The sequence below is a fragment of the Flavobacterium sp. ZE23DGlu08 genome (assembly GCF_030505335.1).
GTDB classification, from domain to species: domain Bacteria; phylum Bacteroidota; class Bacteroidia; order Flavobacteriales; family Flavobacteriaceae; genus Flavobacterium; species Flavobacterium algoritolerans.
On record NZ_CP130045.1, the window covers coordinates 131,270 to 156,733 of the forward strand.

A 25,464-nucleotide genomic window follows, 5' to 3' on the forward strand; every position below is an offset into this window, starting at 1 on the left:
TTTACCTAAAAAACACCTGTTTTGAATACAAAAAATACCAATTTTTAAATAAAAACTTACAGAAATGATTGTTAAAATGATGTAATTAACAATTAATTAACTTTTATCGTCATTCAACCCTGCAAGTTGGGTTAAAATGATCAATTCATTCCCTCCTTTTGTAAATTCTCAAACCGAAATTTTGATTTTGGGAACAATGCCTGGAATCGCCTCTCTGGAAAAGCAGGAATATTATGCACATCAAAGAAATCATTTTTGGAAAATAATGTATACGCTATTGCATAATTTACCAATATCTGAAAAATTCGAGGAAAAAATACAATTACTCCAAGCGAATAAAATAGGACTTTGGGATGTTTTAGAAAATTGCGAAAGAAAAGGAAGTCTGGATATTCATATCAAAAATCAAAAGGAAAATGATTTTAAAACCTTGTTTAGAGAATTCCCAGGAATCACTAAAATCATTTTTAACGGAAAAGAAAGCCATAAATACTTTCTGAAAAAATTTGGACAAATAGAAGACATCACGTATTATGTGATGCCTTCCACTAGTCCTGCTAATACCATGTCATTTGAAAACAAGCTGAAAAATTGGTCAACTTGCTTCTAATAAATTATAAATATCTTTCTTGAAAAACTTTTTGATGGTGCTTTAAATGACCTATAATTATAAAAGCAATTGCACGAACTGAGACAACTGTATTAGATGCTGTTCCGGTTCTTTTCATTTGCTCTTCTGAAAAGCTTTTAAAAAGAAATAAATTAGAATGTCTAACCGCTGAGAATTCTGCTAATAAATCTTGAATATTTCTACTATTAGCGTCCGTATTATCTACATAATGATTCTCATCAAAACCCGGTAAAGGCGTTTCATCATTTCTGGAAATTCGCAATGCTCTATAGGCAAAAATGCGCTCTGTGTCTATGATGTGCTGAATAATATCTTTGATTGTCCATTTCCCTTCAGCATATCTATAATCAAATTTATCCATTGGAATATTTTGTACAAAACGAATAAAATCGTGAAGAGAAATTTCTAATTCTTCAATCATTTCAACATTTCCGGCAGCTTGAATATAAGTTGCATTAAAACTTGAATACTCGTTTACAGGCAATTGATATGTTTTCATTTTTTTATAATTAAGCTGAATTTCTACTGGCATTAGTGTTTCCAAAAAGAGAACGGGTAACGATTTTTTCGTATACTTTTATTAAAGCTTCATCTGGCTTATCCTCTTTGTTTAATTCATTTATACGAAGTAATGCATATTGTTGTATTGTCAACAATGGCAATACTATACGCTCTCTTATTTGTATTGATGCTTTACCGTCAGGATAATTTTCCATAAGCTCTTTATGACCTGCAATTTTCAAAAGTAATCTTTTTGTTTCTAAAAATTCGTCATAAATTATTTGCCAAAAAGCCCCAAATTGAGGATCTTTTTTCATGTAAGCCGTTAATGGAAAAAATGATTTTGCCAATGACATCATACTGTTTTCTAACAAGGTTTTAAAGAACAAAGAATTATCATATAAATCTTGAACTTTATTCCATTGATCCGTATCTTCAAAATGCTTTAAAGCAGTACCTACTCCAAAAAATCCGGGTACATTTTGCTTCAACTGACTCCAAGAACCCACAAAAGGAATCGCACGTAAATCAGCAAAATCTAAATGCTCCGATTTACTTCTTTTAGATGGGCGGCTTCCAATATTTGTTTTAGCATAATACTTCAACGTACTCATTTGCTCTAAATACGGAATGAATTTAGGATGATTTTTAAAACTCAAATACTTTTCATATCCTAAACCTGCTAATTGATCTAAAATATCTTTTTCATTAACAGTCAACTCATTTTGCCCTTTACTAAAGACCTGATTGGTTACACCAGCGCTTAACAAATTCTCCAAGTTATAACGACAAGAATCTAAAGTCCCAAAATTAGAACTAATCGTTTGTCCCTGTACCGTAACCTGAATCTCGTTGTTTTCAATGTTTGGACCTAATGAAGCATAGAATTTATGTGTTTTTCCACCACCACGAGCTGGCGGTCCACCACGACCATCAAAGAAAATTGCTTTTATACCATATTTTCTTGAGATTTCAGTAAGCTCCTCTTTTGCCTTGTAAATGCTCCAATTCGCCATTAAATACCCACCATCTTTAGTCCCATCAGAAAAACCAAGCATGATTGTTTGCTTGTTGTTTCTATTGGTCAAATGCTTCGCATAAGCAGGATTCGTATATAATTTCTCCATGATTTCATGCGCGTTTTGTAAATCATCAACAGATTCAAAAAGCGGAATAATATCAACGGATGGATTTTCCCAATTACTCAAACGGAATAACGCAAAAGTCTCCATCACATTAAGCGCACTTTCGTTATTACTTATTATATAACGGTTTGCACCAAATTCCCCATTGTTTTCTTGAATAGTTTTTATGGCTTGAATCGACTCAATTGTAGATCTTGTCATCTCATTTTCAAATACAATCGGGTCAAGATTACCTTTAACCTTAGACAATACTGAAAATTTCTCTTCTTCAGAAAGCTCATAATAATTTTTAGGAAAAACTAATGTATTCGAATTTGAATATAATCCTACTACGTCTTTAAAAACGGTATCGTGTATTTTGCTGTTTTGACGAATATCTAAAGACGCAAAGTGAAAACCAAACAGATTAACTTTTATCAAAAGCGCATCTAATTCATCCAGATATAAAGACTGGTGTTGGTCTATAACAATTTGTTTTATTTTATTCAATTGCGATTTAAATTCATTCAAAGTGATAAAAATTTCACCTTTAGAATAAAAAACAGACCTGTAAAGTTTTTGTTCCAATTCGGTCACCAAAGTATCTACACCTGAGAAAGTTAATTTTCTTTTTAAATTTCTCATTTCTACGTAATAGCACTTTAAAATAGACGTTCGCAAACGTTCCGCTACTTTCAAAGTTATCTCCGTTGTCACAAAAGGATTTCCATCACGATCACCACCTGGCCAAAATCCAAGCTTAATCAATGGATTTTTTATGGAGTCACCATTATATATATTCTTTTGAAGGTAATGCACCATCTCACCAGAAGTTTGATAAAACACATTTTCAAGATACCAGATTAAACTAACTGCTTCATCAAAAGGATTTGGTTTTTCGTTTTGAATAAAAGGCGTCTTACCTAATTGAGCCAACAATTGCTTAATATCCAGTAAGTTATTTTTTCGAATAGCTTCTGTCAAATCATTGATAATCCCAAGAACAGCACCAGGATAAAATTGCGTAGGATGCGCAGTCAAAACGGTTCTCACATTGAAATCTTCCAGAAAATCAATCAATTCTTCTTTCTTGTCTTTTGCATCTGACTTTTCCTTGATATCTCTCAACGAACCTCTTCCTTCCATGTTATTAACAACCGGAAAAGCAGCGTCCTCAATGGCATCAAACAATACAATTTGACGCTCGATATATTGAATAAATCGAAACATTAAATCAATTTTCTCTGTCTCTGAAGCACTTTGCAAATATCTTTTGGCAAAAAAATCGACAATTTCCTTAGGTGTTTCCTGTTTTTTGAAACCGATTTCACAAACATCTGTAAATAAAGGCAGCAAAACCCCAGTATTATCAATAGAATCAAAGGGTAATGTTATAAAAACACTATTATAAATGTGGTATTTAGAAAGAACGTCCTGATTGAAACGTTCAATTTTTGGTAGCGTGTACATAATCAGTTGTAGTTGGTTTAGTTAGTTAATTTGTCATAAAAAAACCCCAAGAATTAACTTGAGGTTATATTTATAATATAGCGTATTCAAGATTAATTACATATTTTTAAAAATAGTATGCATCAAGCGCTTCTTATCATTTATGCTTTCCTCAAGTGAGATCATAGTTTCAGTTCTGTAAACACCGTCAATATCATCAATCATAAAGATAACGTCCTTTGCATGCTTAGTATCTTTAGCTCTAATTTTACAAAAGATATTGAATTTCCCTGTAGTAACAGAAGCTACTGTCACAAAAGGAATCTCATTAATCCGCTCTAAAACAAATTTTGTTTGAGAGGTATTGTTTAGAAAAACACCAACATAAGCGATAAAAGAATATCCTAATTTATCATAATCAAGAACTAATGAAGATCCCATGATAATTCCGGCATCCTCCATTTTTTTTACTCTGACATGAACAGTTCCTGCAGAAATCAATAATTTTTTTGCAATATCCGTAAAAGGGACTCTTGTATTGTCTATCAACATATCTAAAATCTGGTGATCTACTTCATCTAAACGAAATTTACTCATAATTCTTAAATTAATATTATTAATTGCTATAACAAAGTATAAAAATATACATAAAAACAACAAAAAGACATAAATATTATATTTTTATCATTCCGTTAACAACTTTTATGTTATTATCTAAATAAAAATCAGCTTTTTGATTCAATTTAGGAATATTATCAAAATCATCTTTATATAAAGCTCCTTTAGCATCGTATTCAAAATGACCGAAATAATTTTCTAAATCCCCTATTTGTGAAACATAGGCATTAAAACAAACCCGATTTTCAATTAACTCCTCTTTGTATTGTGATGCAAAATTGGTGATTATTTCGATACCATCATAATTTATTTTGATGTTTTTATACATAAAATCATAAAAAACGACTTTATTTTGAGGAATATTCAAATATTTATTAATTCCGTTGCTAACTATAACGTTTTCGCAAAGTGACATAAAACTCGAAATTAGCGCCATAAAAACATATTTACGCGTTTCTTCTCTTTCATAATCATTTGCAAAATGTCCGGCTTCAAACAATAAAGTAGGCACTCCTAAATACTGAAACGTATCTCCAATACAGTTTATATTAAACGAATCATCAAAACGACCAATTTGATTTGGTAAATATTCCTGAAGTACTTCATTTATACTCGCAATCAAATTGATAGCTTTCAATCTAGACTCGTTTATTTCCCGTTCTTCATTATAAGAAGGCGCCAAAAACGACAATGTAGCAGGTTTACCCGTATCGCTTACACCAAAAATAGTACGCTGATCATGAAGATTAAAGCAATAATCCGGCTTAAAAGTCTCGAAAGTCTCTCTTAAAAGCTTGCTTTCTGGCTGCGTGAGATCTTGCGAATCGCGATTTAAATCTATTTTATTAGCATTCTCCCTTGTATATAATGTTGCGCCATCAGGATTCAACATAGGAATACTGCAAAAAGTAAATATATTTAGTAATTTTTGAGCCAATTCTGAACCACTATGCAATACATTTAAAAAGTCAAACAACGCTTTTGTAGTTGTACTTTCATTTCCATGCATTTGTGACCAAAGAAAAATTCTAGTTTTACCTGCTCCGATTTCATACGAATAAATAGATTTTCCAAGAACTGATTTTCCAATAATACTTAGTTGATTATTGGTGTTTAATTTTTGTAATAATGGCTCAATCGAATCTAAAGTTATGTAACGACCTCGAATAGATTCTTCTTTATATTGACTGAATAACTGTTCTAAATTCATGCTGTTTTATTTGATTTACAAAAGTAAACATCTTTGTATTTACATTTGTAAACTATTTATAATTCATAAATTTCAATGATGTAAACAGTATTTAGCGTTTAGCCGTAGTAAACCTAGTTCCTATAATTGACAATTGTTACCTGTTTTTAGAATATGAATTATGTATTTATTTATCAAATAGTTAAGCGCACTTATATCGATTTAAACTTTACATTATTTACTGTAATAAATACTATTTACACTTGTAATTTTGGTGTTTCAATCTATTTTGATTACATTTGTAAATAGTTAATTTTTAATATTAATTTACAATGGTAAACATAGAGGATTTTATAAAAAGATTAGAAATTATACTGGATTACTACAGTTTGAATGCTTCTTCTTTTGCTGATAAAATTGGCGTACAGCGTTCCAGTTTGTCTCACCTACTTTCAGGAAGAAACAAACCCAGCTTGGATTTTATACTTAAAATATTGGAGGTTTTCCCCGATGTGGATTTGTATTGGATTTTGAATGGAAAAGGAAACTTTCCCAAAAATTCAGAACAGTTTGATAAAAAAGAAAACAGCGTTGAGCAAATAGTAAAACAAAATATTGCTACTCCTCCGCTTACTGAAATAATTCCTGAGAATTTATTTTCGGAAATAAAAATTCCAAATCCAATTCCTGCATTGGAAACAAAAAAAATAGAAAATCAAAATAGCTCCAAAGAATCGCATTCTGATGAAATTGATAAAATCGTAATTTTTTATAAAAATGGAACTTTTAAAAGTTATATCCCCGATTAAAAAAATAACCCCAATTCAGATTTCCAAATTGGGGTCATTCAAAAAAAAACTAAATTGTAATTTTATTTTCTAAAAACAAAAAACTGAAATTCCACTAGCTTCAACTCTTACATATTATCGCACGAAGCGAAAAGCAACATCAAAAAAGCGCAACTAACAATAAACTTTTCGTGTGAATCATTTTTAGAATATAATTCTATATACGGAAAATTCAAAGTTTTGGTTTTAACCTTTTAATCCTATTATAACTTTTGCTAAAATAAATATCCTTTTTCTGGAATTTTACCTTCAACACCTATAAAATGTTTTTTCAAAATAGTCATATCGCTTTCGATATTGCCAGAAGGAAAAACTGGATTTCCTAAATTTACTTCTTTCTTACCAAAATTAAAAGCTACAGGAATAATAGGAACATTTGCTTTCAAAGCAATATAATAAAATCCGGTTTTTAGTTCCGTAACTTTTTCACGGGTTCCTTCCGGAGCAACAGCCAAACGAAAAATTTCCTTTCTTTGGAAAATTGCCGCAATAGAATCGACTTTGTTCAAACCTCCAGAACGATCCAATGGTTCGCCGCCCATATATCTAAAATAAAATCCGAAAGGAAAACGAAACAATTCCTTTTTACCAACCCAGTTCATTTCTAATCCAGTTATTCCTCTGGTAAAAATTCCCAAATAAAAATCATGCGCACTTGTATGCGGCATCACCATCATGACACATTTTTTGATATCCGCATCAATTGTCCCAACTATTTTCCAACCCATAAGCTTGAAAAATATCCATTTGTAAAATTGTTTCTTCATTCTTTATTATTTCGCACAAAATAAATAATTTAAATCTTATTTTTGAGTAAAACTGCCACCAATGATTAAAAAAATATTAAGTTATCTAATTCCAATAAAAATTTATGAGACCAAATCTTCGTTGAGTAAATCAATAGAGGTGACTTGGGCAAATGGGGAATTGGTTTTGGATTCTGAAAATGCAAATTATTCATATGGCAGTTTGCAGCGCATCTTAAGATTAGGATTAAAAAACATTGGCTATGAAAAAATAGTTCCAATGAATCATATTTTAGTTTTGGGAGTTGCCGGTGGAAGCGTTATAAAAACTTTGGTCGATGAAATAAAATATAAGGGGAAAATCACTGGAGTAGAAATTGACCCGGAAATAATAAATATAGCCAACACCTATTTTAAATTAAATAAAGTAAAAAATCTTGAAATTGTAATTGATGATGCTTTCGAATTTGTTTTAAAAACCAAAACCAAATACGATTTAATTATTATCGATATTTTTCAAGATACGACAATGCCTAATTTTCTATTTGAAACTTTTTTTATCAATAGAATTTGTTCTCTTTTAAAAAGTCGCGGTTTTATTCTTTTCAATACAATGTTATTGAACGAAAGCCAAAATCTAAGAAATAAAAAATACGTTTCTGAATTTTACAAAAACCAATTTAAAATAAGAACCATTCCTAGAGTTGAAGTTCATAATGAGTTGATTGTTATTGAAAAAATAGCCTGAAATAAAAGCCTTTTTATTTTATCATTCTCCTGGCTTTTTCTAAATCTTCCGGAGTATCAATTCCGATTCCGACATGAGTGGTTTCAATCATTTTGATTCTTTTTCCAAATTCCAGATAACGCAATTGTTCCAGTTTTTCGGATGCCTCCAAAGATTGCATTGGTAAACTATAAAAATCTAATAAAGCTTGTTTTCTAAAAGCATAAATCCCGATGTGTTGCATGTAGCGAACGCCCACATTTTTCTCTCTTGGATATGGAATTACCGAACGTGAAAAGTACAATGCAAATCCGTTTTGATCCACCACCACTTTTACATTATTAGGATTATTGATGTCGTCTTCATTTGTGATTTCGCGCATCAAAGAAGCTAAATCCACTTTTTTATCCAAATCATTTTTAAAAACTTCAATCACTTTTGCCAAAGGTTCCGCATCAATAAATGGTTCGTCACCTTGTACATTAATCACAATATCAACGTCCAGATTTTCGACTGCTTCCGCAATTCGATCACTCCCCGATTCATGTTCTTTGATGCTTCGAATGGCTTTTCCACCGTGAGAAACAATTTCTTCATAAATTAAATCGGAATCCGTTACCACAAAAACATCATCAAATAATTGCGTGTTTATAGCTGCTTCATAAGTTCTTAAAATGACCGTTTTACCTCCCAAATCCTGCATCAGTTTTGCGGGAAATCGTGTCGAAGCGTAACGGGCGGGAATGACTGCTATTATTTTCATTTTTATATGGAATTGCTAAAGCGCTAAGTTAGTATGTTTTTAGGATTTACAAAATTGTTCTCAATCCTTAAATTTACTTTGTGATATTCCAAAAACTAATTTTACGCCTGATTGTAAAACCCAATTTCTCGTACAATTGTATTGCACCTTTATTGTCTTCAATCACATGTAAATAAGGCGTTTTATTTTGCTTGAAAATTTCATTTACGGTATGGACAACTAATTGTTTGGCATATCCTTTTCCGGTATGATTGGGATGCGTGACTACTGCGCTGACTTCAATAAAGTCATTCATTTGCATGCGCTCACCAGTTACGGCAACAAGCTCCTCATTTTTGAAAATGCCGTAATAATTGCCTAATAAAGCGGTTTTCTTTTTAAAATATCCCGGTTGCACCAAGTTCACCAACTCATATAAAGCATCAATATGTTCGTCAGTCAATTTTACGATTGGATCATTAATGGCAATATCGATTGGATTATAAACAATCATTTGAAGACAAACCAATTCTTTGTTTAACTGCAATAGATTTGAAAGTTCTGGTTTTTCTCCAACAATAAAAAAACTATCAACCATCTCAGAATATTCATCGATAGATTTTTCAGTTGCATTGGCATTTTCAAAACCACCAAACGGACAATAATCAGGATGATAAAATTTTACACTGCCGTAATCTACCACAAAACTTTGATGCGTTTCCGATAACGAAAACAAAACCGGATTATCTAATTTTTTATCGTCTTGTGTTTTCACAATAATTGGTTTTGAGGATTTGTTTTAGTGTTAATAGGAGTATTTAGTTTATCATTTTTCTTTCATTCAATAATTTAATCATATTTTTTCCACAAGTAATTATTTGTTCATCGGAATAAGTAATTATTTTTTCTTTCTTAAAATTCTTTTTAATAAATATTTTAGGAGTAAAGTAAAACTCTTTTTTCTCTATAATTTTTTTTGTCTTAGATGTGTCAGTATTTGAATTATTATTCATAAATATATAATCTTCCAAATTCTCAATTTTTATTATTTTGTTGTTCTCAACATAATATTTATTTGTTATTGTTCCAGTCTCTCCACCATTTTGAGAAATTAAAAGTAGTAATTTGTTATTATAAAAATACCCTATTAAATTTCCACCGCAAGTTTTCATATCATCAATTCCTAAAATCTCTAATTTACTTTGTTGTTGTAATTTATCGATTTTCAAAATTTTAATTTCTATATCATTCGGTTTTATATTTTGACAGTAAGATATTTTCAAAGAGATTAGAAACAGTAAACAAATTATTTTCTTCATTTTATTTTTTTTAACTAACCACTAATTCATTATTATCATATCAGTAAATTAATACGTAAGATTTGTTTTAAAAAACAATCCTACATAATCTTCACCGAAGTCATACTCAAAGAACCCGCCAATAATTTATCATTAAACAAACTCAGTTCTTCGGATTTTCCTTTTAATCCCAAGGTATATAGTAAAGGTAAATAATGTTCCGGTGTAGGAATCGCTAATTGAAACGCTTTGCTTTGTTTCTCAAAATCAATCAAGGGTTGGAAATTTCCATCCAGTAAATAATTGTTTACTGATTCCCTAGCTTCAATTGCCCAATCGTAACCATAATTGTCTTTATCGAAATTGTGATAATCGACCAACCTTAAATTATGCACAATATTTCCGCTGCCTACAATCAGAATTCCTTTGGTACGCAACTCGCTTAGTTTTTGAGCCAACTCAAAATGGTATTGCCCTGATTTTGTATAATCAATACTCAACTGAATCACTGGAACATTCGCTTCGGGATATAAATGTTTAATGACACTCCAAGCACCGTGATCTAAACCCCAATGTTCGTCCAGCTCTACTTCTAGCGGAGTCAACAATTGTTTGGTTTCGATCGCTAGTTCCGGACTTCCTTTTGCAGGATATTGCACGTCAAACAATGCTTGCGGAAAACCGCCAAAGTCGTGAATCGTTCGTGGCATTTCCATTGCGGTAACCTTTGTCCCTTTGGTAAACCAATGCGCCGAAATACATAAAATGGCGTTTGGCTGTGGTAACGTTTTAGCCAAGTTTCGAAAGCCTGTCACAAACTGATTTTCTTCAATGGCGTTCATCGGGCTTCCATGTCCTAGAAACAACACTGGCATTCTTTCGGTATTCGAAAAAGAACCTGAAATTTTATGTAAGTCGTTTAAAGTTTTCATTACCAAACTATTTTAAAATTATTGAACCATATAAGTCATATAAGGTCATTTAAGTTTTTCTTTGATTTTAGCTTATATGACTTATATGTTTATCAAATTTACTCTACAAAATTCTCATCCTTAAATCCTATCAAATATAATTTATTTTTTGCTCGGGTCATTGCAGTGTACAACCAGCGAATGTAATCTCGATTGATGCCATCCGGCAAATACGGTTGTTCTATAAAAACAGTATTCCATTGCCCACCTTGTGATTTATGACAGGTTATGGCATACGAGAATTTCACTTGCAAGCCATTGAAATATTCGTTGGCTTTCACTTTCTGGAATTGTTTGTACTTCGTTTCACCTTCATAATCTTTCAATACTTCCTGATACAATCGATTGGATTCTTCATAGGTTAAAGATGGCGATTCACTTTTTATAGTATCCATTAACAATACCGTTTCAAATGGAATCTGATTGGGGTAATCAATCATTCGAATTTTTACTTTGGCAAACTTAAAACCGTACAATTCTTTGATATTGAAAATTTCTAATATTTCTATAATATCACCATTGGCAATAAAACCAGCTTCATCAGAATCTTTCAACCAAAAATAATTGTTTTTTACCACCATCAGAAAATCACCTGTGGAAAGTTCGCTTTCTTTATCGAGGATTTTAGTTCTGATTTGCTCATTATATTGATTCGCCCTTTTATTGGAACGAACAATAAACGCGGTGTCTTCTATACTATAATTACTGTAGGCGGAATTGATGGCATCTTGAATATCATACCCATCGGTCAACCGAACAATATCTTTGAATTTCTTGACATCAAATTTGAATTCATCTATAAAGGAATCCTTCAATAATTCCCGAAGTTCAGTTGCGTTATGCAAAATTCCGGAATTTTCTTCTTGACGCATGACTTCGTCCAATTCTATATGTTCTACTTCCTTATCATAATTCATTCCCAAAGTACGAATGTCCAAAGCCGGGCTGATATCTAAATTCACAGGAGGCAACTGAGCGGTATCTCCCAATAAAATCATTTTGCAATTGGTTCCTGAATATACATACGAAATCAAATCATCTAATAAGGAACCGTTTTCATATAACTTAGAATCGGAATTCGTATCCGAAATCATCGAAGCTTCATCGACTATGAAAATCGTATTCTTATGTTTGTTTTGTTGCAACGTAAACGAAACGCCACCACCGGAAGATTTCTTGGGGAAATATATTTTTTTATGAATTGTAAAAGCCGGTTTGTTCGAATAATTAGCAATTACTTTTGCCGCACGACCTGTCGGCGCCAGCAAAACATATTTTTTATTGATGTCCAATAAACTGTTTACAATCGTAGAAATTACGGTTGTTTTTCCCGTTCCTGCATATCCTTTTAATACGAAGATGGTTTTATTATCCGTTTCGGTTAAAAAAATAGCAATTTTTTGAAAAAAAATATCCTGTTTATACGTGGGTTGAAAAGGGAACTTTTTTTGTAAAAGACTATAAAACAGGGAGGAATTCATTTCGTATTATTTGACTGCAAAGTAAAGAATGTTTTTTCAATTTCAATGCCAATAGCAATTTCAATTTTCAATTACTACTATTGATTTTTGCCATTGCCATTGCAATTGATATTGTTATTGATTTTAAAATTTGTAAGTTTGCGTTGTTGAAAAAATCAATAGTATTATGAACATAGCCGAAAAAAAATATAAAAAACTTTCCATTCAAGTTTCCTTGACGGGACTTTCTTTTTGTTGTTTTGACACGCTAAATAATACAGTAACTTCCTTTAACGAAGTGCATTTTGAAACCTTCCACAAAGCCACAAAAATTGAAGATTTGTTTGCCGATGCTTTTAGAGATTATCCAGAATTAAAGGATTCATATGATGAAATTTTGGTAATTCACAATAACAACCTTTCTACTTTTGTTCCGGAACCGTTATTTGACGAAAACTTTTTAGGCAGTTATCTGCAATACAACACTAAAGTTTTTGAAACCGATTTTTTCGCTTTTGATGAAATTCCGAACTATCAAATGAATGCGGTTTATATTCCGTATGTGAATATCAATAATTTTTTCATTGACCAATTTGGTGCTTTCGATTACAAACATGCCAACAGTATTTTGGTTTCAAAACTTTTAATTGCTTCCAAAAATAAGGATGAGAAAAAAATGTTTGTACATATTAATACCGGTCATTTTGAAATCATTGTGGTTCAGAACCAAAAGTTATTACTTTTCAATTCTTTTGATTACAACACGCCGGAAGATTTCTTGTATTACATTTTATTTACTGCCGAACAATTGAATTTAAATCCCGAAAACTTCCCATTGGAACTAATCGGAAATATTGATACCGAAAGTGATTATTATAAAATCGCTTACAAATACATTCGTAACGTTTCCCTCATAGATGTGGAAGATTTGCGATGGAACAATTATTTTTCTGAGGCCGAAAACAGAAATCATTTTATACTTTTCAACTCATGAGAATCATTTCAGGAAAATACAAAGGAAGACGCATTTTTCCACCAAAAGGATTGCCCGTTCGTCCCACAACCGATATGTCTAAAGAAGCATTATTCAATGTTTTGAACAACCATTTCAGTTTTGAAGGACTTAAAATATTAGATTTATTCGCCGGAACCGGAAATATCAGTTACGAATTTGCCTCAAGAGGAAGCACGCCAATCACTTCTGTTGATGGTGATTTTGGTTGTGTAAAATTTATCAAGCAAGTCGCAGCCGAATATGATTTTAATATTGCCGCCACAAAAAGTGATGTTTTTACCTATTTAGAAAGATGCAAAACCTCGTACGATATTATTTTTGCAGATCCACCTTATGCTTTGGACCAAAAAACTTTCGAGAAAATTATCTTATTAGTTTTCGAAAAAGAATTGCTTAATGAAGAAGGAATGATGGTAATCGAGCATTCGAAATATACCAAACTGGATCACATGATTCACTTTTCGTTCCAAAAAAGTTACGGAGGTTCTATTTTTAGTTTCTTCGAAATAGGCTCTGGTGAAAAAGAAGATTCTGAAAACGAATCAGACCAAAACGATGGCGAAGAAGAATAATCTTGATAGAATATAAAACAGAAAAGCTCTTGTAAATTATAAGAGCTTTTCTGTTTTTAATAACCATTTAAAGCAACTATTTTCCAATTACCCAACCCAAAGTAAAGTTTAAAACTACAGCTAATTCACTGTCGTTTTTGTCAAAATTATAACCAACACCCATATTCAAATCAAGATTAAAATTGCCTTTGTACGTTCGTTGAAAACCCCAAACCGGCGCTACAGTAATCGATGCATTTTCAGGTAAAAAATTATCATTCGTCGAAATCGATCTGAAATTATATAAAGCGGCCATAGCAACAAATCCTCCGGAATTATGGGAAGTAACTTTTCCCTTTTCGGCCCTTTTCTCTAAATTATAATAATGACGAAACTGCTCATTAATATAAGGATAGAAGGTCCAGGTTTTCCCAAAACTATTAGATGTGTATCCGTACCCTGAACTCAATTCAGAGTAAAGTGTGTTTTTATCGCTTAAGCCATGTTCGTAAACAAATCCCGGAAGTAATACATTAATTTTAAATTGACTTTTTTCTACGGCTGGTTTTTCTTGTGCGTAAGTGTGTGAAATTGTTATTAAAATAAAAAGAGCTACAAGAGCTACTTTGCCATTTATAAATACTGATAATTGCATGTGTAATTATTATTAAGTTGTCGATATATCATTTGATTTATATCGGGAGCAAACATAATAATTAAATTCTAATTTGTCAGAATTTTATTTTAAAATTAAGCTTTATTTCTACTTAATTCATCTAAAATAATCTGATACATCGGAGTTGCAATACCATGTTTTACACCTGCTTTTACCACATATTCAGTCAAGGAAACTACTTCGGTATTTCTTCCTGCCAATAAATCTCTGTGCATAGATGAGGTAGCATCTTTTGGAGTTTTTTCGAGTTTGATAATTGTTTGAGCAACAATATCATTGGGCAACGCTAGCCCTTTTGCAAAAGCGACAGCAGTTATCTCGTTTAACAGTGAACTATAAACTGCTTTATTTTCAGGATGATTCAGAATCCCTCCTATGTTTTGGTTTAAATACGAAGTTGCTGAAGCCAAAGCGGAAATAAAAATGAACTTTTCCCAAACCGTTTCCTCTATATTTCCTACAAGATAACTTTCGATATTAGCATTTTCGAAAATGGATTGCAATTCATTCAACTTAGAAACCGGAGCATTTTTAGAACCAAAAAATAGTTTTTCGTAAAGGCCTATTTTCTTGATAATTCCCGGAGATTCAATCATCGAAACAATATACACACAACCTTGCAAAACCGTATTTTCAGGAAATAGTATTTGTATGCGTTCCGTGGCATCGACACCATTATATAAAGGTAGGATTATCGTGTTTTTGGTAATACAATTTTTTATGGATTCAAAACTGGTTTCGATATCATAGGTTTTAGTCGCACAAATAAGGTAATCGAGTTTCCCAATTTCATCTGGATTATTGGAAACCAAACTAGGGAAAACAATTAGTTCTTTAGTATCAGCAATAATTTTCAATCCATTTTGGGCTATTGCTTTTTGGGTTTCCCCACGAGCAATAAATACAATTTCAATAGCATCTGATTCAAAATAAGCTTTAGCCAATAATCCTCCAAAATAACCGCCTACTCCTCCGAGTCCTAAAATCCCAATTCTTGTTTTCATACCTGCTATTTAAAAATTAAACCATTAAGAAATTTAGAAAATTAAGCATTGCGACTTAATGAAACTTAATTTCTTAATGGTTCTCTTTTAGATTTCACAATCCTTACTTTTATTAAATGGTTTAATAAAAAAATGCAGACCTATAAGCCGGATTCTGTCTCCGATAAATCAGAGCCTTATCATTTATCTAGATCCCGAATTACTTCGGGACTCAAGCTATCTACCCTTCAGCAACGAACGAGACGCCCTTAAATGCTGATATACTTGATATTTCACCGCATAGAGTTTACCTGGTTTCACTACAGCATTACCTGTACATACTTTCTGTTGCACTTGTCCTAATCCGATTGCTCGAACCGACGGGAGTTACCCGCTATGCTTCCCTATGGTGTCCGGACTTTCCTCCCTTCTGATTGCTCAAAACGGCGATAAGGCGGTCTGCGGTGCGAAATTACAACAATTTTTCATGTATCTCAATTTTAGATTATTTACTTTAACAACCATTTCACAATGACTTAGTAATAAAATAGTTATCTTTATAAATAACCATTAATCTTCCATTAATCATGAAACCAACGTACCATTATACCACCGTTATAGAAGCTTTAGAAGATTTAAAAGAAAAAGGTTTTACCTATGATTTTAATATTCATCAGGATGATATTAAAGCAAATCCACATAAATTTGAAGTAAATCACGTATATCGCTATGAAGGAGATACTGACCCCGGAGAAGAATCTGTGGTTTATGGTATCAGTGCTGCTTCTGGAGAAAAAGGAGTTTTTGTAGCTGGTTTTTCCGCAAATTCAGATAATGAAGCTGCGCTTGTTCTGGAAAAATTATGCATTGAATCCAGTGGACAATGCAAACTCTAATTATCCTATAATTTCATATTTTAAGAAATAGAACTTCAAGAAATTTAATTATTTAAGTTCGATGCTACTTTCCGAAATCATAATAGAGCGGATCAAGAAAGAAGGACCAATCTCTTTTCGGGATTTTATGGAGATGGCATTGTATTACCCCGAATTAGGATATTATAATTCGGCCCAAAACAAGATTGGAGCAGATGGTGATTTTTACACCAGTGCAAATCTTACTGCTGATTTTGGCGCAATGATAGGACGCCAAATCGAAGAAATGTGGCAAAACTTAGAAAAAAAACCTTTTAAAATTATTGAATATGGTGCCGGAACCGGTTTATTGTGTCATGATATTTTAGATTATCTCGAAAATAATATTCCTTTATATGAGAACCTAACCTACTGCATTATCGAGAAAAGTACCAGTATGCGGGTGATTCAAAAGAAACATTTACGCAAAAAAGTAAACTGGTACAACTCCATTAAAGATATCCCTGAAATTAATGGCTGTGTGTTATCAAATGAATTGATTGATAATTTTTCTGTTCATCAGGTAATTATGGAAGAACAGCTTAAAGAAGTGTTCGTTGATTACAAAGAAGGTTTTATTGAAATTTTAAAACCTGCAAAGACTGAACTTATCCAATATTTCGAAACATTAAAAGTACAATTGCCTAAAGGATTTCGAACAGAAGTCAATTTGGAAGCCGTATCTTGGATAAAACAAGTTTCCCAATCTTTACAAAAAGGCTATGTAATCACCATCGATTATGGTTCATTATCGGCTGAATTATATAACAATCGGAGAAGTTTCGGGACACTCCTGTGTTATTATAAACATCATAAAAGCGATAATCCGTATCAGTTTATTGGCCAACAAGACATCACAACTCATATTAACTTTTCAGCTTTATCTCATTGGGGTTTACAATACGGGATAGAGCCTTGTGGAATTGTGAATCAAGCCGAATTTTTGTTGGCATTGGGTATAAAAGAATATCAAAATTCAATATTAAATAATAATCCAAATAATGTAGCATTAGCCATGCAAGAATCACTTATAAATTATAGATTATTGGTAGATATGGGAATGAAATTTAAAGTATTGATACAACAAAAAGGTGTACCAAAGCACCCACTTTTAGGATTGAAATTTTTGAATACCCAGGAAACTGTATATGCATGAAATTACAATTTATCAGGAGCAATTTATTCTTCCGTTCGCTTCGCTCTTGTCCAGCTATCCGTTACAATCTTATTCGCCGAACCACGACTCATAATGATTTCTACTTTTATCTGGGCTAGGAAATTTGGTATATAAAAACCATTTGAAAATTTATAAAATCTTTCAATCCTTAAATTTTTTCATCATTAAATTAAAACCTATATTTGCTTTCGAATAAAAATTCTATGGAACAATTTGTTGTATCGGCTCGTAAATATCGTCCTCAAACATTTAAAGATGTTGTAGGACAAAAAGCCATTACCAATACTTTATTGAATGCCATAGAAAGCAATCACTTAGCTTCGGCATTATTATTCACTGGACCTCGTGGCGTTGGTAAAACAACTTGCGCCCGTATTTTGGCTCGAAAGATAAATCAACCGGGATATGATGATCCAAATGAAGATTTTGCTTTTAATGTTTTCGAATTAGATGCTGCTTCAAACAATTCTGTTGATGATATCCGTAATCTAATTGACCAAGTTCGTATTCCGCCACAAACGGGACAATACAAAGTGTATATTATTGATGAGGTTCACATGTTGTCTTCGGCAGCTTTTAATGCTTTCTTGAAAACATTAGAAGAACCACCAAAACATGCCATTTTTATATTGGCTACGACCGAAAAACATAAAATTATTCCAACGATACTTTCTCGTTGCCAAATATTTGATTTCAAAAGAATTACTGTAAAAGATGCTAAAGAGCATCTTGCCGAAGTGGCCACCAGTCAAGGTGTGAACTTTGAAGATGACGCTTTGCATATCATAGCTCAAAAAGCTGATGGTGCGATGCGAGATGCTTTGTCTATTTTTGACCGAGTAGTTTCTTTTTGTGGAAAAGATTTAACACGTCAGGCCGTTACGGAAAACTTGAATGTGTTGGATTATGAAACATATATTAATACCACCGATTTGATTCTGGAAAACAAAATTCCAGATTTACTAATCGCTTTCAACGATATTCTTGCCAAAGGATTTGATGCTCATCATTTTGTAACCGGATTGGCTTCGCATTTTAGAGATTTATTAGTTTCTAAAACGCCCGCAACTTTATCTTTATTAGAAGTTGGGGAACAAGCACAACAAATGTATGGCGTGCAAGCGCAAAAATGCAGTCAAGACTTTCTTTTGAAAGGAATTGAAATTGCAAATGATTGTGATTTAAAGTATAAACTCAGCCAAAATCAACGACTTCTTGTTGAACTTTGCCTGATGCAACTTGCCTCTATCACTTTTGATGGAGAAAAAAAAAAGTTGAGCAATATATAATTCCACCTACTTATTTTAGAAAGAGCGATTACTCAATTGTAGAAAGTCCAAAAGCTAAAATAGAAAGTATTGCAAACACTCCAATTGCAGCGACAGTTCAAGAAAAAGAACCGGAAGCTATAGTTAGTGCTCCTTCAATTCCTGTTTCAACTCCTACAGTAAAAATCGAGATTCCACAATCTAACGAACCTAAGGTTTCTGCGTTTTCATTATCGAGTATCCGTGCCAAAAAAGCATTGGAAGAAAGTACTAGAGGAATTGTAAAAGAAGTGGCACATTTGCCAACAGAATCTTTTACTGAAACAGAAATGTTACTGCATTGGAACAAATATGCCCAACGTTTAGGAGATAAAGGTTATAAAATTATGGAGTCGTTATTGCTTATTAACGATCCTAAACTAAATGGAACTGCTATCACAATTGAATTGCCAAATGAAGGTTCTAAATTAGATTTTGAAAAAGAATTGAATGGACTTTTAGGACATTTAAAAGGGCATTTGCACAATCACGACATCACAATTGAGGTTATTGTGAATGAAAGTATTGAAAGTAAAAGGAGCTTTAACGACCAAGATCGCTACAACAGACTTCATGAAATAAATCCAAATATTGAACTTTTACGAACAACATTTGGATTAGATTTAGATGCTTAATTTATAAAATAAGGATTGTAATTATTCTTTAGAGTTAATCACTTTTTCAATTCTTTTATCAGGTACAAGCCAAATTATTGCAACGATAATATAAATTGCCGCTGCTATGAATTCATAGAAAAAAGAAATAACTATTCCGATTAAGTATAAAAGATTCGATATTTTCCCTTTAAAATTGTTTCCAAGCGCTTTTGCCAATATAGATTTTTGTCCTTCACTGGCAATAATTATATTTTGCAATAACCAGAAAGCTATTGCTGAAAAAAACAGAATAACTCCATAAAAAGTAATCGTGGCTTTAGCAAAATTGTGTTCTCCCATCCATCCCGATGATAGCGGAATTAATGACAACCAAAATAACAAATGAAGATTTGCCCAAAGAATTTTACCATTTACTTTAGTTACACTTTGAAGCATATGATGGTGATTATTCCAATAAATTCCCACGTAAACAAAACTTAATATGTAGCTTAAAAATTTAGGAGCAAGCATCATTAAATCACTGAAATTTGCTCCTTCCGGAACTTTTATTTCAAGTATCATTATAGTAATTATGATAGCCAAAACTCCATCGCTAAATGCTTCAAGTCTGTTTTTGTTCATATCTATAAATTATATTTTACCGTAATACATCGCTTTTACAATACCATCAGAAAGTCCAATTTTAGGAACATAAATATTTCTTGCTCCACTCCATTTCATGGCATTCAGATAAATTCTTGTAGCAGGAATAATAACATCGGCACGATCCGGATTCAAACCTAATTCTGAGATTCTTTGTTCATACGAAAGTGAATTCAAGAAAGCGTATTGAGAATTCATATAAATATACGACAATGGTTTTTCTTGTATTTTTCCGGACATCTTGAACAGCTTATTAATATTTCCGCCAGATCCTATTAAAATAACTTCATCGTATTCTTCTGTATTTGTCTTAATCCATTTTTCAATTTCATCCCATACAACATCACAAACCATATCATTTAGTAAACGTACGGTTCCTGCTTTGAATGATCTTGAATTTATCATTTTACCATTAGAAAATAAGGTAAACTCTGTACTTCCACCACCAACATCTACAAAAAGATAAGTCTGGTCCGTTTTTAATAAATGATGCAAATCAGTTGAAGCAATTATTGCTGCTTCTTTTTTACCATCTATAATTTCTATTTTTATATCGGCTTTTTTCTTAATCAGTGCTACAACTTCCTTACCATTATAAGCTTCACGCATAGCTGAGGTTGCAAATGCCATATAACGTTCCACTTTATGCACCTTCATCAAAAGATTAAAAGCTTTCATAGCATCACACATTCTTTCTAAATTCTCTTCAGAAATTTCACCTACAGTAAAGGCATCTTGGCCAAGACGAATTGGAACACGCACTAATGAACTTTTATTAAACTGCGGCTCTTTTCCTTCTTGTTCTACAATATTCACAATCAATAAACGCATGGCATTAGAGCCAATATCGATTGCTGCATATTTTTTTATTTTAATCATTTTGGATTTGATTCGTTTATTCTTTTAGTAATTAATTAGTCTATTTATTAATTCTAAAATCAAAAAATTATTGAAATATTAAACTAAACTTGAATAAATAATTATACTATTTTTTCCGTTTTTGACTCTAATTCAACTTTACTCTGATAGTATTTGTAAGTTTCTAATTGCGCTCTAAAAACAGGATTATGATTTCGGACTCTGTATTTATTATCTAATTTATAAGAATGAAAACGGGCTTTTACATTGCCTTTCCAACCTATATCGAAGTTGTCAATTAACTCATTTTTTATTTCCTGATCGTATATTGGACAGGTAACTTCAACACGCCCATCGAGATTTCTGGTCATAAAATCAGCTGAAGAAATGTAAACTTCAGTTTGTCCTGCATTACCAAAAATATAAATCCTAGAATGTTCTAAATAATTATCTACTATACTTATAGCTTCAATATTATCGCTCATTCCTGGAATTCCTGGTATCAAAGAACAAATTCCTCTGACTTCAAGTTGAATTTTCACTCCTGCTCTACTCGCTTCGTACAGTTTATCTATCATTTCAAAATCAGATAAACTATTCATTTTTAGCTTTATATGTGTTTTTCTTCCTGCTAATGCATGCGTAATCTCTCTATCAATTAATTTTATAAATCGGCTTCTGGTGTAATGCGGGGAAACAATAAGATGTTTGTAGCGATGCACTCTATAATTGATGTCAAAAAACTCAAATATTCGCATGATATCTTTCAGAATTTGTTGATGACTCGTAAAAAGAGTTACGTCAGTATACACTTTTGCAGTAGATTCATTGAAATTCCCTGTCGAAATAAAGCCGTATCGTCTTATTTTATTATTCTCATTTCTTTCAATAACACATATTTTACTGTGTACTTTTAGTCCTTTTATTCCAAAAATTAACTCGATGCCTTCTGTTTGCATTTGCTCAGCATACGAAATATTGGAAGCTTCATCAAAACGAGCTTGCAATTCGATTTGAACGGTTACTTTTTTTCCGTTTTTGGCTGCATTTATAAGAGAACTAATGATTTGAGAATTTTTGGCCAATCGATACAAAGTAATTTTAATTGAAGTTACTTTTGGGTCTAATGCCGCTTCACGCAAAAACTTTGTCAGATATGAAAAGGATTGATATGGAGCATTTAGCAAATAATCTCTTTCGCTTATTTTTTCTAACATACTGCCTTCAAGACTCAATCCAGGAATTGGCAAAGGATCATTGGTTTTGTATAATAAATCGAATCTACCCAGATTTGGAAAATTCATGTAATCGCGTCTGTTATGGTATCTTCCGCCAGGAATAATACTGTCAGTAGAAACGATTTTCATTTTATCAAGAAAAAATTGCAAGGTATCTTCTTCTATTAATTGGTCGTAAATAAAGCGAACCGGTTCACCAATTCTACGATCTTTAACACTCAATGATATTTTTTCAATCATACTTTTGCTTAAATCACTATCGATGTCTAATTGAGCATCTCTGGTAATTTTTATCATGTGTGCAGAAACACTTTTGTAGTCAAAAATATTGAAAATACTACTCAAATTATGTCTAATTACATCATCCAGAAGTATGATATAATGCTTTTCATTATTGGATGGTAAAACAACAAAACGGTTAATTGTTTTTGGAATTTCGATTACGGCATAACGAACTTCAGAATTTTTATTCATAACCAGTTTAATGGCTAAATATCCCGAAGTGTCTTTCAACACGGGAAATTCTGCTAAATCATTCAAAATTATGGTTACTAATTCAGGACTTAGTTTTTGAATAAAAAAGTCTTTCAAAAAGATTTCCTGCTCAATTGTAATATCATTTTCAGTAATAATAAATATATTTTCAGTCTCAAGTTCAGCTTCAATAATATTTAATATTCGTAAACTTTCTGATTGTTGTTGGATTACAATTTCAGTTATATCTTTTACTAATTGCTGAGCAGAAATCCCTCCGAGATACTTTTCTCCAGTGATTCCTGTAAGACTTAATCGTCTTATAGCGGCGAAACGAACTCTGAAAAATTCATCTAAATTATTCGAAAATATACCTAAAAATCGTAGTCTGTCTAATAGTGGAACTGAATTATCACCAGCTTCTTGAAGTACTCTGGCATTGAAAGCTAACCAACTTTTTTCTCTATCAATGTATTTATATTCTAATACTTTATTCATCTTAAATCTTTGGGAAATATTGTTTTTTTTATTTTACCTTTTTTAATTTTTTTCCAATCATCGGTATCAAACTTCAAGGATACAAAACCGCTTGTAGGAATATTATCAAAATAATCATCCCCAAATTTATTAACAAAATTTGTAATGGCACCATTATGTCCGAAAACAATAACACTTTCGAAAAGATTACTGCATGATTTAATAATTTCCTCCAGTTTTTTTTCATCAAAGGTATAAAGGTCGTCTTTGTAAACGATACTTTCAATAGGATAGGCCAAATTTTGAGCAAAAATTAACGCTGTGTCTGTTGCTCTTTTTGCAGAACTGGCCCAAATAATATACGTTTTGGGGATAAAATCTTTAGCATGAGCAGAAACAAGATGCGCATCTTTCATTCCCTGACAAGTCAAACCACGATCTTTATCATGCATTGGGACTTCCCAACTTGATTTTGCATGCCGAACTAAAATTAGATTTTTCATACTATCAATATTTATTTATCAATGGCATTGTTTCAATTTATTTGAGCTTACAAATTACAAAAATAAATTTTAAATGCAATTGCTTATTTAAATTCAAATGATGAAAATTAAATTTTATGAATTATTTTTCTTTTATAAATAAAAACACATTTATACAGAAACTATTCTTACAAAGAAAAGAGATAGTATTCGTAAATTATTAAGTTTTATCTTGTTTTTTATTTCATAACAAGAATTGCAATAAAAATTTAAAAATGTTAAAAAGATGAAAAAAAACATTAACAAACATAGTAAACAAGTGCTTTTATTTAATATTTAATTAACAAGAAATGTCGTTTCAACGAGTATTTAGGTAGTTGATAGGAAAAAAAATTAGAATTAAATCATTCTAATTAGTTTAGCATAGAAATCAAGGATTTGAATAAGAAAAAGAATCATTTAAATTAATTCAGTTGTGATTAAAATGATAATTTTTATAAAAATGCCCATAATCTATCAATAAAATTAATTACAAACAGCATATAAAAAATTTGATTGTATGAAAACAAAAATTACCCTTCTTTTACTGGCTTTGTTTATGTTTGCTGGTAATATATATTCACAAATTGATGCTCAACATCCAGATTTAAGATCATGTAATTATTCATGCCCATCCGGAAATGTAACTGCCAAAAATGTTTATCTAAGCGCAACTATTAATGACGGGACTCCTTTAGAAGATGTTTATCCTACTTGCATCGCTGGTGTAGACACTTATAGCGTAACTATTTGGCTAAATTATACCCAAAATCAAAATAATGACATTCCAAATACAAGAGTATTTGCTACATTATCAATAGGTGGCGGTACACCAATGCAGATTAATACATATGTTGGGACTTTAGCCTCAACAAAAGGAACATCTGGGGGGAAAATTAAATTGACAACAGTTCCAGTAAACTGGGTTTGCGGTCAAACCTTATCGTTTACTAACGTATTGGTGGTTTGGAAACCTGGTAATGGAGATTCTGAACTTAACGCAAACAGTACTTATGATTGTCAAACCTATTCGAACTCGCAATGTGAATTTGGCACAACTACAGTTTTTACAGCTCCTTTAGCTGTTCAATATGATTATTCTACCTCTTGTGCAACTAATAGTGGTGTAGCTGTGCAATTTTCTAATAAAACAAATGGTGGAAAAGCTCCATTCACATATTTATGGAATTTTGGAGACGGAACAACCTCTACAGCTATAAGTCCACTTCATAATTACACTACCACTGGAGTAAATGTTACTGCCACATTAACTGTTACTGATTCAAGAACACCAATACCAGCCACTAATACAGTATCTAAAACTATAAATCTTCCTAACAAACTTATTACTTCTATTTCTCAACAAACTAATGTATCTTGTAACGGAGGAAATAACGGATCTTTAACTACTATGCCATCAGGCGGAACATTACCTTATACCTATTTATGGAATAGTACTCCCATTCAGACTTCAGCAACAGCTACTGGTCTTGCCTCTGGAACTTATACAATTACAGTTACAGATGCAAAGGGTTGTATTACAACTTCGTCAGCAACTATAATGGAAAAACCAGTCAAATTGACCATCCTATTCCAGTGCAAATTGACCACCAGTTTCGGAGCAAACTGACCACCACTTTCCAGTTCAAATTGACCACCTAATTTTGGGGTACAATTGATCATCAAAAACTACTTACTTTTTCATGTTGT

At 31.9% G+C, this 25,464-nt stretch carries 27 protein-coding genes and 1 other RNA gene; 10 read left to right on the top strand and 18 right to left on the bottom strand.

Annotated features, from left to right (window positions below; genetic code table 11):
- Positions 1-136: 136 nt before the first annotated feature.
- On the top strand, positions 137-610 hold the full coding sequence (locus tag Q1W72_RS00600; protein WP_099715603.1) for a DNA-deoxyinosine glycosylase: 474 nt from the start codon (positions 137-139) through the stop codon (positions 608-610).
- 4 nt (positions 611-614) lie between these two features.
- On the opposite strand, the gene Q1W72_RS00605 is transcribed toward Q1W72_RS00600, so the two are convergent.
- From Q1W72_RS00605 to Q1W72_RS00620, 4 genes are all read right to left on the bottom strand, one after another.
- The gene (locus Q1W72_RS00605; RefSeq protein WP_099716347.1) at positions 615-1,130 is read right to left on the bottom strand and encodes a DinB family protein; all 516 of its coding nucleotides are present in this window, start codon (positions 1,128-1,130) and stop codon (positions 615-617) included.
- Positions 1,131-1,140: 10 nt separating this feature from the next.
- Entirely contained in the window at positions 1,141-3,726 is a 2,586-nt protein-coding gene (locus Q1W72_RS00610; RefSeq protein ID WP_099715604.1) for a phosphoenolpyruvate carboxylase, read from the bottom strand.
- Positions 3,727-3,822: 96 nt separating this feature from the next.
- Complete coding sequence (locus tag Q1W72_RS00615; protein WP_072943262.1) at positions 3,823-4,302, bottom strand: Lrp/AsnC family transcriptional regulator; 480 nt, start codon at positions 4,300-4,302, stop codon at positions 3,823-3,825.
- Between the two features lie 76 nt (positions 4,303-4,378).
- Positions 4,379-5,533: a M14 metallopeptidase family protein gene (locus tag Q1W72_RS00620; RefSeq protein ID WP_099715605.1), complete on the bottom strand. Its 1,155-nt coding sequence runs from the start codon at positions 5,531-5,533 to the stop codon at positions 4,379-4,381.
- Between the two features lie 311 nt (positions 5,534-5,844).
- Here Q1W72_RS00620 and Q1W72_RS00625 point away from each other — a divergent pair, with 311 nt between their 5' ends.
- Complete coding sequence (locus tag Q1W72_RS00625) at positions 5,845-6,321, top strand: helix-turn-helix transcriptional regulator (protein WP_099715606.1); 477 nt, start codon at positions 5,845-5,847, stop codon at positions 6,319-6,321.
- 254 nt (positions 6,322-6,575) lie between these two features.
- Here Q1W72_RS00625 and Q1W72_RS00630 read toward each other — a convergent pair whose 3' ends face one another.
- Complete coding sequence (locus Q1W72_RS00630; protein WP_099715607.1) at positions 6,576-7,127, bottom strand: 1-acyl-sn-glycerol-3-phosphate acyltransferase; 552 nt, start codon at positions 7,125-7,127, stop codon at positions 6,576-6,578.
- A 61-nt stretch (positions 7,128-7,188) separates the two neighbouring features.
- Here Q1W72_RS00630 and Q1W72_RS00635 point away from each other — a divergent pair, with 61 nt between their 5' ends.
- Positions 7,189-7,854 carry a spermidine synthase gene (locus tag Q1W72_RS00635; RefSeq protein WP_302136746.1) on the top strand — a complete coding sequence of 222 codons (666 nt, stop codon included), beginning with the start codon at positions 7,189-7,191 and terminating at the stop codon, positions 7,852-7,854.
- A gap of 13 nt (positions 7,855-7,867) precedes the next feature.
- Here Q1W72_RS00635 and kdsB read toward each other — a convergent pair whose 3' ends face one another.
- From kdsB to Q1W72_RS00660, 5 genes are all read right to left on the bottom strand, one after another.
- Positions 7,868-8,596, bottom strand: a complete 729-nt coding sequence (gene kdsB, locus Q1W72_RS00640; protein WP_302136748.1) for a 3-deoxy-manno-octulosonate cytidylyltransferase — start codon at positions 8,594-8,596, stop codon at positions 7,868-7,870.
- A 73-nt stretch (positions 8,597-8,669) separates the two neighbouring features.
- Positions 8,670-9,350, bottom strand: coding sequence for a GNAT family N-acetyltransferase (locus Q1W72_RS00645; protein WP_302136749.1), 681 nt, complete (start codon positions 9,348-9,350; stop codon positions 8,670-8,672).
- Between the two features lie 43 nt (positions 9,351-9,393).
- Entirely contained in the window at positions 9,394-9,894 is a 501-nt protein-coding gene (locus tag Q1W72_RS00650; protein WP_143394898.1) for a hypothetical protein, read from the bottom strand.
- A gap of 80 nt (positions 9,895-9,974) precedes the next feature.
- Positions 9,975-10,805 carry a 4,5-DOPA dioxygenase extradiol gene (gene ygiD / locus Q1W72_RS00655; RefSeq protein WP_302136750.1) on the bottom strand — a complete coding sequence of 277 codons (831 nt, stop codon included), beginning with the start codon at positions 10,803-10,805 and terminating at the stop codon, positions 9,975-9,977.
- A 98-nt stretch (positions 10,806-10,903) separates the two neighbouring features.
- Positions 10,904-12,325, bottom strand: a complete 1,422-nt coding sequence (locus tag Q1W72_RS00660; protein ID WP_099715613.1) for an ATP-dependent RecD-like DNA helicase — start codon at positions 12,323-12,325, stop codon at positions 10,904-10,906.
- Positions 12,326-12,491: 166 nt separating this feature from the next.
- Here Q1W72_RS00660 and Q1W72_RS00665 point away from each other — a divergent pair, with 166 nt between their 5' ends.
- Positions 12,492-13,298: a DUF3822 family protein gene (locus Q1W72_RS00665; protein ID WP_099715614.1), complete on the top strand. Its 807-nt coding sequence runs from the start codon at positions 12,492-12,494 to the stop codon at positions 13,296-13,298.
- Complete coding sequence (locus tag Q1W72_RS00670) at positions 13,295-13,891, top strand: RsmD family RNA methyltransferase (RefSeq protein WP_302136751.1); 597 nt, start codon at positions 13,295-13,297, stop codon at positions 13,889-13,891. The genes Q1W72_RS00665 and Q1W72_RS00670 overlap by 4 nt, the downstream gene beginning before the upstream one ends.
- 76 nt (positions 13,892-13,967) lie before the next feature.
- Here the strand turns inward: Q1W72_RS00670 and Q1W72_RS00675 are convergent, their stop codons facing one another.
- From Q1W72_RS00675 to rnpB, 3 genes are all read right to left on the bottom strand, one after another.
- Complete coding sequence (locus Q1W72_RS00675) at positions 13,968-14,525, bottom strand: hypothetical protein (RefSeq protein WP_302136752.1); 558 nt, start codon at positions 14,523-14,525, stop codon at positions 13,968-13,970.
- A 95-nt stretch (positions 14,526-14,620) separates the two neighbouring features.
- A complete protein-coding gene (locus tag Q1W72_RS00680) occupies positions 14,621-15,550 on the bottom strand; it encodes a ketopantoate reductase family protein (RefSeq protein ID WP_302136754.1) in 930 nt (309 codons plus the stop codon).
- A 127-nt stretch (positions 15,551-15,677) separates the two neighbouring features.
- Positions 15,678-15,995: RNase P RNA component class A (gene rnpB / locus Q1W72_RS00685), an RNA gene on the bottom strand.
- A 121-nt stretch (positions 15,996-16,116) separates the two neighbouring features.
- On the opposite strand from rnpB, the gene Q1W72_RS00690 reads away from it, so the two are divergent.
- The 3 genes from Q1W72_RS00690 (at position 16,117) to dnaX (ending at position 18,909) form a co-directional block, all read left to right on the top strand.
- Positions 16,117-16,425 (top strand): hypothetical protein, encoded by a 309-nt coding sequence (locus Q1W72_RS00690; protein WP_282713065.1) that lies wholly within the window; start codon positions 16,117-16,119, stop codon positions 16,423-16,425.
- A 61-nt stretch (positions 16,426-16,486) separates the two neighbouring features.
- Positions 16,487-17,599: a class I SAM-dependent methyltransferase gene (locus Q1W72_RS00695; RefSeq protein ID WP_302136755.1), complete on the top strand. Its 1,113-nt coding sequence runs from the start codon at positions 16,487-16,489 to the stop codon at positions 17,597-17,599.
- Positions 17,600-17,823: 224 nt separating this feature from the next.
- On the top strand, positions 17,824-18,909 hold the full coding sequence (gene dnaX / locus Q1W72_RS00700) for a DNA polymerase III subunit gamma/tau (RefSeq protein WP_302136756.1): 1,086 nt from the start codon (positions 17,824-17,826) through the stop codon (positions 18,907-18,909).
- A 97-nt stretch (positions 18,910-19,006) separates the two neighbouring features.
- Here the strand turns inward: dnaX and Q1W72_RS00705 are convergent, their stop codons facing one another.
- Positions 19,007-19,138 carry a hypothetical protein gene (locus tag Q1W72_RS00705; protein WP_302136758.1) on the bottom strand — a complete coding sequence of 44 codons (132 nt, stop codon included), beginning with the start codon at positions 19,136-19,138 and terminating at the stop codon, positions 19,007-19,009.
- 7 nt (positions 19,139-19,145) lie between these two features.
- Between Q1W72_RS00705 and Q1W72_RS00710 the strand changes: the two genes are divergently transcribed.
- Entirely contained in the window at positions 19,146-19,562 is a 417-nt protein-coding gene (locus tag Q1W72_RS00710; RefSeq protein ID WP_233206906.1) for a DNA polymerase III subunit gamma/tau, read from the top strand.
- A 21-nt stretch (positions 19,563-19,583) separates the two neighbouring features.
- Here the strand turns inward: Q1W72_RS00710 and Q1W72_RS00715 are convergent, their stop codons facing one another.
- From Q1W72_RS00715 to Q1W72_RS00730, 4 genes are all read right to left on the bottom strand, one after another.
- On the bottom strand, positions 19,584-20,165 hold the full coding sequence (locus Q1W72_RS00715; RefSeq protein WP_099715621.1) for a TMEM175 family protein: 582 nt from the start codon (positions 20,163-20,165) through the stop codon (positions 19,584-19,586).
- Between the two features lie 9 nt (positions 20,166-20,174).
- Positions 20,175-21,065 (bottom strand): Ppx/GppA phosphatase family protein, encoded by an 891-nt coding sequence (locus Q1W72_RS00720; protein ID WP_282713070.1) that lies wholly within the window; start codon positions 21,063-21,065, stop codon positions 20,175-20,177.
- Between the two features lie 101 nt (positions 21,066-21,166).
- Positions 21,167-23,254, bottom strand: coding sequence for a polyphosphate kinase 1 (ppk1, locus tag Q1W72_RS00725; protein WP_099715623.1), 2,088 nt, complete (start codon positions 23,252-23,254; stop codon positions 21,167-21,169).
- Positions 23,251-23,736: a histidine phosphatase family protein gene (locus Q1W72_RS00730; RefSeq protein WP_099715624.1), complete on the bottom strand. Its 486-nt coding sequence runs from the start codon at positions 23,734-23,736 to the stop codon at positions 23,251-23,253. Before Q1W72_RS00730 ends, ppk1 begins: the two co-directional genes overlap by 4 nt.
- A 538-nt stretch (positions 23,737-24,274) precedes the next feature.
- Here Q1W72_RS00730 and Q1W72_RS00735 point away from each other — a divergent pair.
- Entirely contained in the window at positions 24,275-25,384 is a 1,110-nt protein-coding gene (locus tag Q1W72_RS00735) for a PKD domain-containing protein (RefSeq protein ID WP_302136759.1), read from the top strand.
- The last annotated feature ends 80 nt before the right edge of the window (positions 25,385-25,464 follow it).